Source organism: Mesorhizobium sp. IMUNJ 23033 (genome assembly GCF_044778005.1).
In the GTDB taxonomy this organism is placed as follows: domain Bacteria; phylum Pseudomonadota; class Alphaproteobacteria; order Rhizobiales; family Rhizobiaceae; genus Mesorhizobium; species Mesorhizobium amorphae_A.
Genome location: NZ_JBJACT010000002.1, coordinates 286,766 through 301,352 on the forward strand (window position 1 = coordinate 286,766; position 14,587 = coordinate 301,352).

A 14,587-nucleotide genomic window follows, 5' to 3' on the forward strand; every position below is an offset into this window, starting at 1 on the left:
GTGAAGCTGGAGACAGTGGCGCAGGCGCCTGAAGTGGCATCGGGTGAAGGCCCGATGCTTTTGGCGCTGCGCAATGTCGGTAAGGTCTTTTCCAACGGCGTGACGGCGCTGAGCGACGTCGATCTCACCATCCGGGAAGGCGATTTCCTCAGCCTTCTCGGACCGTCCGGCTGCGGCAAGTCGACGGCGCTGAGGCTGATCGCCGGCCTGTCGACGCCGACCTCCGGCGTGCTCGACTGGCGCGGTTCGATCGACCGCTCGAATATCGGCTTCGTCTTCCAGGAGCCGACGCTGCTGCCCTGGGCTGATGTGTTCGACAATGTCTGGCTGCCGCTCAGGCTGAAGGGCGTGTCACGGGCCAAGGCGGCGCCGGCGGTGATGGAGATGCTGGAACGCGTGCATCTGACCGGCTTCGAGAACGCCGTGCCGCGCGAGTTGTCCGGCGGCATGAAGATGCGCGTCTCGATTGCCCGTGCCATGGTGACCAAGCCGCGTATCCTGTTGATGGACGAGCCATTCGCCGCACTCGACGAAATCACCCGTTTCAAGCTCAACAACGATCTTCTGGAACTGTGGCAGGACGAGCGCTTCACGGTCGTCTTCGTCACGCACAGCGTCTTCGAAAGCGTGTTCCTGTCCAACCGGGTGGTCGTCATGGCGGCGCGGCCTGGCCGCGTTCATGCCGAACTTGCCGTCGATGCGCCCTATCCGCGCGACGAAGCGTTTCGCACCTCGCCCGACTATGCAGCACTTTGCCGGCAGGCGTCCGACGTGCTGGTCGGCGCCATCAACTCAACCGCCGGACCGCATCATGACGGCCATTGACGACAGCGCGCTCAAGCTCGATCCCGAGGAGGCGCGTCGCGTGCGCCAGGAGCGGCTCGAGCGGATCGGTCGCTGGGTGCTGCCGCTGGCGATCATGATCCTGGCGATCTGGCTGTGGGACCGCGTCTGCGTCTGGAACGAGATCCCGAAATACATCCTGCCGCGCCCGGGCGTCGTGCTGCAGACGCTCTATGACGATGCCGGGCTGTTGTTCTCCTCGCTGCTGGTGACGCTCAGGATCACCTTTCTCAGCCTGCTTCTCGCCGTGATCGGCGGAGTCGGGCTGGCGGTGCTGTTCGCGCAGTCGAAATGGGTGGAAATGTCGTTCTTTCCCTTTGCCATCGTGCTGCAGGTGACGCCGATCGTGGCGATCTTTCCGCTGATCAACATCTATGTCGACAACCAGACGGTGAAGCTTTTGCTCTGCGCCTGGATTGTCGCCTTCTTCCCGATCCTGTCCAACACCACTCTCGGCCTCAATTCCGTCGACCGCAATCTGCGCGACCTATTCAAGCTCAACGGTGCGACCCGCTGGCAGCAATTGCGCTACCTCAGGCTGCCGGCGGCAATGCCCTATTTCCTCGGCGGGCTGAAGATCGCCGGCGGCCTGTCGCTGATCGGCGCTGTCGTGGCCGAGTTCGTCGCCGGCGCGCAGGGGCAGTCGTCGGGGCTCGCCTCGCGCATCATCGAGGCCGGCTACCGGCTCAACGCGCCGCGCCTGTTCGCGGCGCTGATCCTGATCTCGCTCGCCGGCATATTGATCTTCCTGGTGCTGTCGCTGGTGTCGCATCTCATTTTGCGGCGCTGGCATGAGAGCGCGCTGAAGCAGGAGCGATAGGGTGGTTGCCTTTCTTATCCCAGGGGGCGGAACTTGATCCCGGACTCTGCCTCGTATCGCCTTACCAATGTCCGGCTTCACGCATCGCTGACGCCGGGCTTGGCCGCGACCTTCGATAGCGACGACTTCGCGCTTGCCGACATCACCGTCGCTGACGGCAGGATATCCAGCATCGTCGCGCATGGCCGGTCGAAGGTGCCGGCGGACGCCACCGACCTTGGCGGCCGCATCGTGCTGCCGTGTTTCGTCGACTGCCATACCCATATCGACAAGGGCCATATCTGGCCGCGCAGACCCAATCCCGACGGCACCTTCATGGGCGCGCTCAGCGCTACAGGGGCCGACCGCGCCGCGCGCTGGAGCGCCGAGGACGTCGCGCGACGCATGGATTTCTCGCTGCGCTGCGCCTACGCGTACGGCACAAAGGCCTTGCGCACCCATCTCGACAGCGTCGCGCCGCAGGAGGAAATCTCCTGGCCGGTGTTCGAGACGATGCGGGACAAATGGCGCGGCCGCATCGAGTTGCAAGCCGCCTGCCTGCTTGGCATCGAAGGCGTGCGCGAGACAAAATGGTTCGAGAAACTGGCGAAACGTGTCGCCGCGGCCAAGGGCGTGCTCGGCGTCGTCACCTATATGGTGCCTGACCTCGAGGAGCTTCTCGACAAGGTGTTTTCTGAGGCGATCAAGCACGGGCTCGACCTCGATTTCCATGCCGACGAGACCGACGATATCGCGGCGATCTCGCTGAAGAAGATCGCCGAGGCGGCGCTCTGGAACGGTTTCGAGTGCAACATCCTGGTCGGCCATTGCTGTTCGTTGGCGCGCCAGCCCGACCTTGCCGTGCTCGACACGCTGGACAAGGTGGCGAAGGCGGGGCTCGCCGTGGTGTCGCTGCCGATGTGCAACCTCTATCTGCAGGATCGGCGCGGCGACAACACCACGCCGCGCTGGCGCGGCGTGACGCTGCTGCACGAGATGAAGGCGAGGGGCATCCCAGTCGCGGTGGCATCGGACAACACGCGCGATCCGTTCTATGCCTATGGCGATCTCGACATGCTGGAAGTCTACCGCATGGCGACCCGCATCCTGCATTTCGATCACCCGGTCGGCGACTGGCCGCAAACCGTGGCGTCGACGCCGGCCAAGGTGATGCGGCTCGACGGCTTTGGCACGCTTGCCGCCGGCGGTGCGGCGGACTTTATCGTCTTCAAGGGACGGAGCTGGACGGAATTGCTGTCTCGGCCGGAATCGGATCGCATCGTCGTGCGCGACGGCCGGGCGATCGAAGGCAAGCTGCCGGACTATGCCGAACTCGACGAATTGATGGTGGAATGATGGACATTGCGGCGCTGAAGCGTGACCTCGACGGGCTGAAGATCGACGACCATCCGGCGATCGTCCAACAGAAGAGCCGCGATTTCTACTGGTACAGCCCGGTGCTGAAGCAGCAGCTCGACCATGTCACTGGCGACCTGATCGTGACGCCGAAAAGCGAGGACGAGGTCATCCGCGTGCTCGCCGCCTGCCACCGGCATGGCGTCCCGGTGACGCCGCGCGGCAGCGGCACGGGCAATTACGGGCAGGCCATGCCGCTATCGGGCGGCGTGGTGCTTAACCTTGCCGAAATGAACGCGGTCAAGGCAATCGCGCCCGGCCGCGTCGTCACCGGGCCGGGTGCGGTGCTGGCGGACATCGACAGAGCGACGCGCGCGCATTCCGGCCAGGAGCTGCGCATGTCGCCCTCGACCTACAACACCGCCTCGATCGGCGGCTTCGTCGCCGGCGGTTCGGGCGGCGTCGGCTCGACCCGCTGGGGCGGGTTGCGCGATCTCGGCAATGTCATCCGGCTCAAGACAGTAACGATGGAGGCCAAGCCGCGCGTCATGGAGCTTACCGGCGAGGACGTGCTGAAGGTCATGCACGCCTATGGCACCAACGGCATCATCACCGAGGTCGAGATGCCGCTGACGTCGAGCTATGACTGGATCGACGTCATTGTCGGTTTCGACGATTTCATGGAAGCAGCCGGCTTCGGCAACGACCTCGCAATCCAGGACGGCATATTGGCGAAACTGATCACGCCGATCGCAGCGCCTATCCCGTACGACTATTTCAAGCGGCACCAGAAATTCTTCCGGCGCGAGCAGAGCATTGTCGTGTGCATGATCGCGCCGCATGCGATGGCTGCGTTTGACGCCTTCGTCAGGAGCAGCAAGGGCGAGATTGTCTTCCGGGCCGACAAGGAGGCTGACCTCAAGGGACTGCCGCCGGCCTATGAGCTGACCTGGAACCATACGACGCTGCGTGCGATCCGGGTCGATCCGACGATCACCTATCTGCAGGTGCGCTATCCGTCGCCGGACCATCTCGCCCACGTCAAGGCGATGGTCGACCGTTTCGGCGACGAGGTGCCGGCGCATCTCGAATTCATCCGCTTCGACGGCGCCATCGGCGCGGCCGGCCTGCCGCTGGTCCGCTTCACCACGGCGGAACGTCTCGACGAGATCATCCGCATCCATGAGGACAATGGCTGCTGGATCTTCAACCCGCACCGCTACACGCTGGAAGAGGGCGGCATGAAGCGGACCGACGAGGTGCAACTCGCCTTCAAGCGCGAGACCGACCCGCAAGGGCTGCTCAACCCCGGCAAGATGATCGCCTGGGAAAACCCTGATTACGACTACCGCTCGGGCAAGTCGTTCCTGTTCAAGGGGCTGCAAAAGGCGGGCTGATGAAGATCCTGGTCCTCTACGCGCATCCGGTCGAGACCAGCTTCAATGCCGGCCTGCACCGGACGATCGTGGAGCGGCTGACGGCGGCCGGCCATGCCGTAGACGATTGCGATCTCTATGCCGAGGATTTCGACCCGCGGCTGACACGGGCCGAGCGGCTCGGCTATCACGACCAACGCGGCGAGGGCGACGCGGCCGCCTTCTATGTCGAGCGCGTGCTGCGCGCCGAGGCGCTGGTGCTGTCTTATCCGGTCTGGAACTTCGGTTTTCCGGCAATGCTGAAAGGCTTTTTCGACCGCGTTTTCCTGCCCGGCGTGTCGTTCAGGCTAGTCGATGGCAAGGTGCAGCCGTCGCTGCACAACATTCGCAAGGTGGCCGCCGTCACCACCTATGGCGGCAGCCGGTTCCGCGCCATGCTGATGGGCGATCCGCCGCGCAAGCTGGTCAACCGCATGCTACGTGCCACCATCAAGCCCGGCGCCTCCGTCTCCTATATCGCGCATTACTCGATGAACCTGTCGACCGATGAAACGCGTAGGGCATTCATGGCCAAGGTCGGCGCCAGCATGGATGCGTTCTGATGCGCGTTCTGGTGGTCTATTGCCATCCGGTACCCGAAAGCTTCTGCGCCTCGATCCGCGACTGTGCCGTCGAGGTGCTGAAGGCGAAGGGCTGGGAGGTACGGCTGCTCGACCTCTATGCCGAGAATTTCAATCCGGTGATGAGCTGCGAGGAGCGGCGCTTCTACAATGAGCGCGCACCGCAGGATCCGGCGCTCAAGCCGCATTTCGATCATCTCGGCTGGGCGCAGGCGATCCTCTTCGTCTATCCGACCTGGTGGTACGGACTGCCCGCAATGCTCAAGGGCTGGCTCGACCGGGTGTGGGCGACCGACGTCGCCTTCCAATTGCCGCCGGGCAAGGGGCGGATCAAGTCGCTGATGACCCATGTGACCAGGGTCGGCGTCATCACCACCTGCGGCGCGCCGACCTGGTGGAGCGTCGTCGTCGGCCAGCCGGGCCGCAAGACCATCCTGCGCGGCATGCGGGCGCTGTGCGCCACGCGCTGCCGGACGTTCTTCCTGGCGCACTACCTCATGGACTCCTCGACGCCGGCGACCAGGGCGGCGTTTCTGGGCAAGGTGCGGCGCAAGCTGGAGCGATTCTAGCTGCTTGCCGTATCGGCTGCGGACTTCGAACGTTACAGTCCGAACCAGCGGGCACGGCGGCTCGATCCGAAAACCTCCTTGTCCGCGCGCAAGGCAACCGACGGCTCGTGGTAGGTTCCGGTCGGCTTTGCGCCGGAGAAGAAATCCACCTCGACTTTGCCGACGCGTCCGCCGCCGAACTCGATATAGCAGGTGCCAAAACCATCATATTGTGTCCCGCTGCCGGTGTTGCGCAGCCTGGCGATCAGGTCGCTGGCCACGGCGCGCGCGGCCCCTTCGGCGAACACACCGGCCTTCGGCGTGCCGGTGTTGGCGCCGTCGCCTACTGCGTAGACGCCGGGATAGCGGGTTTCCAAGGTTCGCGGATTGACCGGGATCCAGCCGTTCTCGGCCATGCCGCTGTCAATCACCACGTCGGGCACGCGGTGCCTGGGGACGCCGAGGAACAGGTCGAATTGCATCTCGACCCCGTCATCGAGAACGGCCACCTTCCGGGCATTGTCGATCGAGGCGACGCGGCGGCCGGGTATGAAGCCGATATTGCGCTCGACGAAGGCCGCCACCAGCGCTCGCGACGTTTCCGGCGAAGGTGGCACCGGGCTCGGCAACGGCAGCACGAAGCTGATCTCGCAGGCACCACGAACACCGCGATTGACGAGGTAGTCGTGCAGCATAAGGGCGCATTCGCTGGGCGCCGGCGGGCATTTGTAGGGTGCGCCGCAGACTCCGACGAGGGTCTTTCCCCCGGTGAAGGTGGGCAGCACGTCGCGCAGGCGCTCGGCGCCTGCGACCGAATAGAATTCGTTGGCGCCCGCCAGCCCCGGCGTGGCGTCGAAATCATAGTCGGCGCCGAGCGCCAGGATCAGGAAGTCGGCCTCATGGACGCCGCCATCGGTGGTGACCCGCCGCCCTTCGGCATCGATGGCGGTGACCGTCTGCCTGAGCAGGCGCACGCCTGGTTTCACGAAGTTGCGGTACGGCATGCGCACAGCATCCGCCGTCTTGTGGCCGAACATGACGTCGAGCTTTGAAAAACCGAAGACGAAAGCATCGCTTTTGTCGATCAAGGTCACGTCGATGTCCGCACCGAAAGTCTCGGACAACAGGGTGGTGAGTTCGAGGCCGCCGAAGCCCGCCCCAAGGACAAGGACGCGCGGCTTGCTTGTTGTGTTCATTTTCCCCTCCGTTGTGTTGCCGCATGCAAAATGCGGTCCCTGCGGCCGTCCGGTATTATGCGATGCCGGTTGGGCCAGGACAGCAGCGTAGCAGTGTCCTCGGCAAAGATCACGGTAAGGAAAATTTCGATCGGCGTGGAAGGGGCGCAGCCAGCTGGGCGATGCTACATGCGCATCCGTTCCGCCTTCGGATCATACATCGGCTTCAGCGAGGCTTCGGCGGCGAAGCGCTCGCCGGCGATCTCGATCTCGTAGGACGAGGCCAGCACCTCTGCCTCGCTCTCGCCCTTGCAGGGCACGTAGCCCAGCCCCATGGCGCCACCGAGATGATGGCCGTAACTGCCCGAGGTGATCGGGCCGACGATCTTGCCGTCGCGCAGGATCGCCTCGTTGTGGAAGAGCAAGGGTTGCGGGTCCTTTAGGCGGAACTGTACAAGCCGCCGTGATAGGCCAGCCTCCTTCTTCTTCAGCACCGCATCGCGGCCGAGGAAATCGCCCTTGGCCGTCTTCACCGCGAAGCCGAGACCGGCCTCCAGCACATGGTCCTCGTCGGTGATGTCGTGGCCGAAATGGCGGAATGCCTTTTCTATGCGGCAGGAGTCCAGCGTATGCAGGCCGCAGAGTTTCAGGCCGACATCGGCACCCACATCGGCGATCGCCTCGAAGACATGGGGTGCCTGATCGGTCGAGACATAAAGCTCCCAGCCGAGTTCGCCGACATAGGTGACGCGATGGGCGCGGGCGAGGCCCATGCCGATTTCTATCTCCTGAAATGTCCCGAACGGATTGGTTTCGTTGGAGAAATCGCTTGGGCTCACCTTCTGAATCAGTTTTCGCGCATCCGGTCCCATCAGGCAGAGCACGGCTTCGGCAGCGGTGACATCGGTGATGACGACGAATTCATCGGCCAGATGCTTGCGCAGCCAGGCGAGGTCGCGCTGCAGCGTCGCGCCGGGCACGACGAGGAAGTAGGCGGTTTCAGACAGACGCGAGACGGTGAGGTCGCTTTCGATGCCGCCGCGCTGGTTGAGCATCTGGGTGTAGACGATCTTGCCCGGCGCGACGTCCATGTCGTTGGCGCAGAGCCTTTGCAGGAAGGCGCAGGCGTCCCGACCCTCGACGCGGATCTTGCCGAACGATGTCATGTCGAACAGGCCGACGCCGATGCGGACCGCGAGATGTTCCTCGCGCTGGTTGTCGAACCAGTTCTGCCGTTTCCAGGAATAGCGGTATTCGCGCTCCTGTCCCTCACGCGCGAACCAGTTGGCGCGCTCCCAGCCGGCGACTTCGCCGAACACGGCGCCGCGCGCCTTCAGCTGTTCATGCAAGGGCGAGCGGCGAACGCCGCGCGAGGTCGCCATCTGGCGATACGGAAAATGGTCGGCATAGAGCAGGCCGAGCGTTTCGGAGACGCGCTCCTTGAGATAGCGGCGGTTCTTCTGGAACGGCTGGGCGCGGCGGATGTCGACTTCCCAGAGGTCGAACGGTGCTTCGCCGTCGTTGATCCACTGCGCCAGCGCCATGCCGGCCCCGCCAGAGGAGACGATGCCGATCGAATTGTAGCCGGTCGCCATCCAGTAGCCCGAAAGCTCGGGCGCTTCGCCGAGATAATAGCGGTCGTCAGGGGTAAAACTCTCGGGACCGTTGAAGAAAGTGTGGATGCCGGCGGTCGCCAGCATCGGCATGCGGTTGACGCCCATTTCGAGGATCGGCTCGAAATGCTCCATGTCTTCGGGCAGCTGGTCGAAGCAGAAATCCTCGCGGATGCCGTCCATGCCCCAGGGTTTTGCCACCGGCTCGAAGGCGCCGAGCATCATCTTGCCGGCGTCCTCCTTGTAGTAGGCGCATTCGTCCGGCACGCGCAGCACCGGAAGGCGCGAGAGGTCGGGGATCGGCTCGGTCACCAGATAAAAATGCTCGCAGGCATGCAGGGGTATGGTGACGCCATTCTGTGCCCCGAGCTCGCGCGCCCACATGCCGGCGCAATTGACGACGATTTCGGTATCGATCGTGCCTTGCTCTTCGCCTTGCGCCCAGGACACGCCGGTGACGCGGCCATTCTTGTTGTGGACCTTGGTGACTTTCACATTCTCGATGATGGTCGCGCCGCGCTGGCGTGCGCCCTTGGCCAGCGCCATGGCGATGTTGGCCGGGTCGCATTGCCCATCGAGCGGCAGGTGCACCGCGCCGACCACATCGGAAACATTGAGATGTGGGTACATCTGCTTGACTTCATTAGGCGAAATCTCGCGCACATCGACGTCGAAGGCGCGGGCCAGCGATGCCTGCCGGTAGATTTCGTGCTTGCGCTCCTCGGTCAGCGCCACGGTGATCGAGCCGACCTGGCGCATGCCGGTGCCGACCTCGGTCTCGGCTTCCAGCTTGACGTAGAGGTCGGCCGAATATTTCGCCAGCCGGGTCATGTTCTGCGAGCCGCGCAACTGGCCGATCAGGCCGGCGGCATGCCAGGTCGTGCCCGATGTCAGCTGCTTGCGCTCGAGCAGCACGATGTCGGTCCAGCCGAGCTTGGCGAGATGATAGGCGACCGAGCAGCCGGAGACGCCGCCGCCGATGATGACCGCGCGCGCCTTGGTGGGGATGGTCTTGGCGCTCATGCGGCCTCGCGGCGGTAGCTGGACACGAAACGGCGCAGGCGCCGTGCTGCTTCCAGCAGCACCGGTTCGGGCTGGCAGAGGCTGACGCGGATATGGCCGGCGGCGGCCTCGCCGAAGCTGGAGCCCGGCATAACCCCGACCTTTTCCGCGTCGAGGAAGGCAAAGGCGAATTTCTCATCGTCGGGCTCGATGGCACTGATATCGAGCATGACATACATGCCGCCCTCGGAGCCGCGCACGGTGACGTCGTTCATGCCGCGCATGGCGTCGAGGAAGACGGTGCGCCGCACCGCATAGCGTTCGGCGATCTCCCTGACGCCATAGCCGTTCTCGAGCGCCTCGGCACAAGCGATGCTGATGAAGGCCGGCAGGCCGTAGGTGGTCACCAGATTGAGGTTGACCAGCAGCGAGATCATCGTCTCCGGGCCGGTCAGCCAGCCCATGCGCCAGCCGGTCATGCCATGGCTCTTGGACATCGAATTGATGACCAGCGTGCGCTCGGCCATGCCGGGCAGGGCGCGCGGCGACAAATGCTCACCGCCGCCCAAGGTCCAGTAGACCTCGTCGGACAGCAGCCAAAGATCATGCTCCCGGCATATCTGGGCCAGCTCTTCGAGGTGCTGGCGCGAATAGACCGCGCCCGTCGGGTTGTTCGGCGTGTTGATGAGGATGGCGCGCGTGTTCGGCCGGATTGCCGCACGAATGTCGGCGGCGTGTGGCTGGAAACCATCAGCAGCAGGGGTCTCGACGACGGTGAAGTCGGCGCCGGCTGCGCTGAAGGTGTTGGGATAGGTCGCGTAGTAAGGGGCGACCACGATGGCATGGTCGCCCTTGTCAAGCACGGCCTGCACGGCGGCGTAGAGCGCTGCCTGACCGCCGGGTGTAGCGATGACCTGGTCGGGGCTTGTCGGGATGCCGGTGCAAGCGGTCGAGGCCGCCGCCATTGCCTTGCGCAGGCGCGGCAGGCCGGGAAGCGGCGTGTAGTGATGGTTGCTGCCGCGAACTGCGGTCACGCAGGCTTCGATGGTCTGGTCCGGCGTATCGAAATCATGGTCGCCGACCGACAGCATGATGATGTCCTCGCCGGCCTGCTTACGGGTCCAGGCGGCGAAATGAACCTCCCAGCCGTCCTTGCCCGAAGGCACGATGCCGTTAATGCGCGAAGATGGTCTGGGCATCATTGAACTCCCGAAATCTGGTAGCCGGCCTGTTCGAGCCGGTCGCGCAGCGCGGCGATGTGGGTTGGGCCGACCTCGCAGCAGCCGCCAACGATGCTAGCACCGGCCTCGACCCAGCCGATCGCCTGGTCGGCATAGGCCGCCGGATCGAGGTCGTGGCGCGCATGCAGAACCTCGACGGTGCCGCCATGCTTGAGCGCCTCGACCGACGTGAAGCCATTGGCATAGGCGCCGACGGGGCCGCCGAGCGCGATCAGGTCGGGGAGCGCGGCGCTGACGGCTTCGGGCCGGCAGCAATTGATCAGCCGTGCGGCGAGGGGCAGGCCGTCGAGCGCGCCGGACGCCGCCGCGATCGCCTCGCCGCTGCGCAGGCGCGGCGCGCCATGGTCGGCGAGCGTCCACGACACCCAAACCGGCTTGCCGCTTTCCGTTGCCGCGGTGACGGCGGCGCGGGCCTCGTCGGTCGAGGCCATGGTTTCGCACAGGAAGAGATCGACGCCTTCCGCCTGCTCGGCAACGATGCGGCGATAGGTGTCGAGCGTCTCTTGGTAAGAGATGGTCAGCGCCGGTGCATAGCTGCCGAACAATGGCGACAGGCAGCCGGCGATGGTTGCCTCTCCGGCTTGCTCGGCGGCCTGCCTTGCCAGCTCGATGCCGCGCTTCTGCAGCGGCTTGAACAGGTCTTCCGCGCCTTCCCGCGCGAGCCGCTCCGGTGTCGCCGAATAGGTGTTGATGGTGATGACGCGGGCGCCGGCACGGATGAATTCCGCATGCAGGTCGCGCACCAGATCCGGTTCGTCGATCAGCACCCTGGCCGACCACAGCGGCGTCGGTTCGGACTTGCTGCGGCGGACCAGTTCCTGGCCCATGCCGCCATCGGTGAGGATGACCGTCTTCATGCGCGCAGCCTTTCGTTCTTCGCATCCCACAGCGGCTCGTCCTTCTGCACGACCGCCTGAAAACGGTCGCCGAAGATCTCGACCTCGACAGCGGTTCCGGGCTCTGTCAGGTCGGCGCGCAGCATGCCGAGCGCGATCGACTTGTCGATGCGATGACCCCAGCCGCCGGACGTCGTCTCGCCGACGATCTGGCCGTCATGCCAAAGCGTCGACATATAAGGCGCATCGCAATCGCCAGGATTCTCGACGACCAGCGTGACGAAACGCTTCTTCACGCCTTGCTGCTTCTCGTTCAGCAGTGCTGCCTTGCCGCGGAAGGCGGGCTTGTCCCATTTGACGAAGCGCTCCAGCCCACCCTGCAAGATCGAATAGTCGGTCGACAGATCGCCCTTCCAGGCGCGGTAGCTTTTTTCCAGTCTGAGCGAATCCAGCGCATACATCCCGAACGGTTTCAGGCCGTGCTTCTGGCCGGCGGCCCAGACGGCGTCGAAGACCGTCGCGGTGTCGCCGACTTTGGTATGGATCTCCCAGCCGAGCTCGCCGGCGAAGGACACGCGCACCAGCTTCGCCCAGCGTGCGGCAATGCTGGTTTCCTGATGGGTGAGCCAGGGGAGCGAAAGGTCAGCGGCACAAACCTCGGCGAGGATCTTGCGCGAGTTGGGGCCGGCGAGGATCTGCGTCGAATATTCCTCGGTCCGGTCGATCAGCGTGAATGGCGCATTCTTCGGCATGCGTGACTTCAGCCATTCGAAATCGTGCCATTGCGCCACTGCCGCAGTGATCAGCGTCATGTGGTCCTCGCCATGGCGCACGACCGACATTTCGGTGACGATGCGGCCCTTGTCGTCCGAGAAATAGACGAGGCCGATGCGGCCCGGCTTCGGGACCAGGCCAGTGACCTGTAGCGCCAGCCATTCAGCGGCACCCGGCCCCTCGAGGTTGAAACGGGAGAAGCCCGGCAGGTCCAGAATGCCGGCAGCATCGCGCACCGCCAGGCACTCTTCACGCACGCGGTGCTGCCACGGCCCGTCGCGGCGGAAGGTCAGCGTCGATTCCTCCGAGACATCGTCGCCCGGCTGTGCATACCACGTCGCACGCTCCCAGCCATTGTAGGCGTCGAAGCGGCCGCCGAGCGCCTTGATGCGATCATGCAGCGGCGAAAGCTTGCGGTCGCGTGCCGCGGGCCAGGCATGGCGCGGGAACTGGATGGCATATTCATTGCCGTAGATCTCCATGCCCTTGGCGACGCAATAGTCGGGTGCGGCGGCAAAGCTGGTGAAGCGGCGCGGGTCGCAGGACCACATGTCCCATTCCGTCTGGCCTTGCGTGACCCATTCGGCCAGCACCTTGCCGGCGCCGCCGCCTTGAGCGATGCCGAAGGTGAAGACGCAGGCCTCGAAGGCGTTGGGGACGCCCGGCATCGGACCGATCAATGGGTTGCCGTCCGGCGCGTAGGGGATCGGGCCGTTGATGACCTTGGACAGGCCGGCGGTGCCGAGGATCGGCACGCGGGCGACGGCGTCGGCGAGGTAGTGCTCGAGACGGTCGAGATCGTCGGGGAACAGCTGGAAGGAAAAATCCTCCGGCATCGGGTCGTTGTGGGTCGCCCAGTGCGCGCGGCAATTGCGCTCATAGGGCCCGAGATTCATGCCGGTCTTTTCCTGGCGCAAATAGTAGGAGGTGTCGACGTCGCGCAGCAGTGGCAGTTTTTTCCCCTGTTCCTTGCTCCAGGCGGCGAGCTCGGGGATCTCCTCGAACAATATGTATTGATGGCTCATCACCATCATCGGCACTTCGCGGCCGAACATTTTTCCGACCTCGGCGGCACGGTAGCCGGCGGCGTTGACGACGATCTCGCAACGGATCTCGCCCTGCGCCGTCTCGACCACCCATTCGTCGTTCTCGCGGCGCACGCCGGTGACCGGGCAGAAGCGGATGATCTTTGCCCTCATGTCGCGCGCGCCCTTGGCCAGCGCCTGCGTCAACTGCGCCGGATCGATGTCGCCGTCGCTCGGATCGTAGAGCGCGCCCTTCAGCTCATGCGTTTCGATGAACGGGTAGCGGCGCTTGATCTCGTCGAGCCCGACGACGTCGATGTCCATGCCCTGGTAGCGGCCCATGCCCTTGGCGCGCTGGAACTCCTGCATGCGCTCGCTTGTGTGGGCGAGCCTGAGCGAGCCGGTGACGTGGTAGTTCATCGGATAGTCGACCGCGTCGGCCAGCCCGCGATAGAGCTCGGTCGAATAGCGCTGCATGTTCATCAGCGACCATGATGAGGAGAAGGTCGGCACGTTGCCGGCGGCGTGCCAGGTCGAGCCGGAGGTCAGCTCGTTCTTTTCCAAGAGCACGCAGTCGGTCCAGCCCGCCTTGGCAAGGTGGTAGAGCGAAGAGGTGCCGACGACACCGCCTCCGATGATCACCACGCGTGCCGTGGTCGGCAAACCGGCCATGTTCTCCTCCAACTTCAATCAATATACAGGCGGCGAAACCACCCAGATGACCACCGCCGGCTCGGCGCCGGGATTGCGCCAGCGGAACGGCTTGCCGTCGAAGCGAAAGGAGTCGCCCTCGGCAAGCCGGTGCCAGACGCCCGATATCTCTATGTCGAAGGTGCCGGACGCGACATAGCCCGCTTCCTCCGTCGGCCGACGTGCCTCGATCTTCAACTCAGCGCCCGGCGCGAAGACCGAACGCAGCATCTCGAAGCTACCGCCGAGATCGGGTGACAGAAGCTCCTCCACCAGCCCGGAATCGCTTGTGCCAAGCCTGCGGCGGTTGCCGGCGCGCACCACCACGCCGCGCTCTTTTTCAATCGGCACGTCGTGGCTGAAGAACAGGCTGACCGGCACGCTGAACAGGTCGGCGAAGGCCCTGAGGTCACCGAGCGAAGGGATCGACAGGCCGCGCTCGACCTGGCTGACCCAGCCAACGGAGCGGCCGAGCTTCAGGCCGATCTCGGCCAGCGTCAGCCCGCGCGCCTTGCGCAACGCGCGGATGTCGCCAGCCAGCAGCCGTTCGCTGTTCTCCTGCTCCGATCTGACGGCGGTTGAGGTCAAGCCATTCTCTCTATGAAAAATTCCGGACAAATTTCATGAGAGACCAGCATGATGAAAAAATCAAGAGGATTTTCACAAGACCACAAGATTTGCTTGCGCCA

At 64.4% G+C, this 14,587-nt stretch carries 12 protein-coding genes; 6 read left to right on the forward strand and 6 right to left on the reverse strand.

What is annotated here, in order from left to right; genetic code table 11:
• From ACFX5Q_RS04680 to ACFX5Q_RS04705, 6 genes are read left to right on the forward strand one after another with little or no spacing between them, the layout of a single operon-like run.
• Positions 1–825 (forward strand): ABC transporter ATP-binding protein, encoded by an 825-nt coding sequence (locus ACFX5Q_RS04680; RefSeq protein WP_404275778.1) that lies wholly within the window; start codon positions 1–3, stop codon positions 823–825.
• On the forward strand, positions 812–1,663 hold the full coding sequence (locus ACFX5Q_RS04685; protein ID WP_404275779.1) for an ABC transporter permease: 852 nt from the start codon (positions 812–814) through the stop codon (positions 1,661–1,663). Before ACFX5Q_RS04680 ends, ACFX5Q_RS04685 begins: the two co-directional genes overlap by 14 nt.
• 33 nt (positions 1,664–1,696) lie before the next feature.
• Complete coding sequence (locus ACFX5Q_RS04690; RefSeq protein ID WP_404275780.1) at positions 1,697–2,998, forward strand: cytosine deaminase; 1,302 nt, start codon at positions 1,697–1,699, stop codon at positions 2,996–2,998.
• Complete coding sequence (locus tag ACFX5Q_RS04695) at positions 2,995–4,395, forward strand: FAD-binding oxidoreductase (protein WP_404275782.1); 1,401 nt, start codon at positions 2,995–2,997, stop codon at positions 4,393–4,395. The genes ACFX5Q_RS04690 and ACFX5Q_RS04695 overlap by 4 nt, the downstream gene beginning before the upstream one ends.
• Positions 4,395–4,976 (forward strand): NAD(P)H-dependent oxidoreductase, encoded by a 582-nt coding sequence (locus ACFX5Q_RS04700; RefSeq protein ID WP_404275784.1) that lies wholly within the window; start codon positions 4,395–4,397, stop codon positions 4,974–4,976. Before ACFX5Q_RS04695 ends, ACFX5Q_RS04700 begins: the two co-directional genes overlap by 1 nt.
• Positions 4,976–5,563, forward strand: a complete 588-nt coding sequence (locus ACFX5Q_RS04705) for an NAD(P)H-dependent oxidoreductase (RefSeq protein ID WP_404275786.1) — start codon at positions 4,976–4,978, stop codon at positions 5,561–5,563. Before ACFX5Q_RS04700 ends, ACFX5Q_RS04705 begins: the two co-directional genes overlap by 1 nt.
• A gap of 32 nt (positions 5,564–5,595) precedes the next feature.
• Here ACFX5Q_RS04705 and ACFX5Q_RS04710 read toward each other — a convergent pair whose 3' ends face one another.
• The 6 genes from ACFX5Q_RS04710 to ACFX5Q_RS04735 form a co-directional block, all read right to left on the reverse strand.
• A complete protein-coding gene (locus tag ACFX5Q_RS04710) occupies positions 5,596–6,738 on the reverse strand; it encodes an NAD(P)/FAD-dependent oxidoreductase (protein ID WP_404275788.1) in 1,143 nt (380 codons plus the stop codon).
• A gap of 164 nt (positions 6,739–6,902) precedes the next feature.
• Positions 6,903–9,353, reverse strand: a complete 2,451-nt coding sequence (locus tag ACFX5Q_RS04715; RefSeq protein ID WP_404275789.1) for an FAD-dependent oxidoreductase — start codon at positions 9,351–9,353, stop codon at positions 6,903–6,905.
• On the reverse strand, positions 9,350–10,531 hold the full coding sequence (locus ACFX5Q_RS04720) for a pyridoxal phosphate-dependent aminotransferase (RefSeq protein ID WP_404275791.1): 1,182 nt from the start codon (positions 10,529–10,531) through the stop codon (positions 9,350–9,352). The genes ACFX5Q_RS04715 and ACFX5Q_RS04720 overlap by 4 nt, the downstream gene beginning before the upstream one ends.
• On the reverse strand, positions 10,531–11,430 hold the full coding sequence (locus tag ACFX5Q_RS04725) for a homocysteine S-methyltransferase family protein (RefSeq protein WP_404275793.1): 900 nt from the start codon (positions 11,428–11,430) through the stop codon (positions 10,531–10,533). Before ACFX5Q_RS04725 ends, ACFX5Q_RS04720 begins: the two co-directional genes overlap by 1 nt.
• A complete protein-coding gene (locus ACFX5Q_RS04730; protein WP_404275794.1) occupies positions 11,427–13,880 on the reverse strand; it encodes an FAD-dependent oxidoreductase in 2,454 nt (817 codons plus the stop codon). The genes ACFX5Q_RS04725 and ACFX5Q_RS04730 overlap by 4 nt, the downstream gene beginning before the upstream one ends.
• A gap of 18 nt (positions 13,881–13,898) precedes the next feature.
• Positions 13,899–14,486 (reverse strand): helix-turn-helix domain-containing protein, encoded by a 588-nt coding sequence (locus ACFX5Q_RS04735; RefSeq protein WP_404275796.1) that lies wholly within the window; start codon positions 14,484–14,486, stop codon positions 13,899–13,901.
• Between the last annotated feature and the right edge of the window lie 101 nt (positions 14,487–14,587).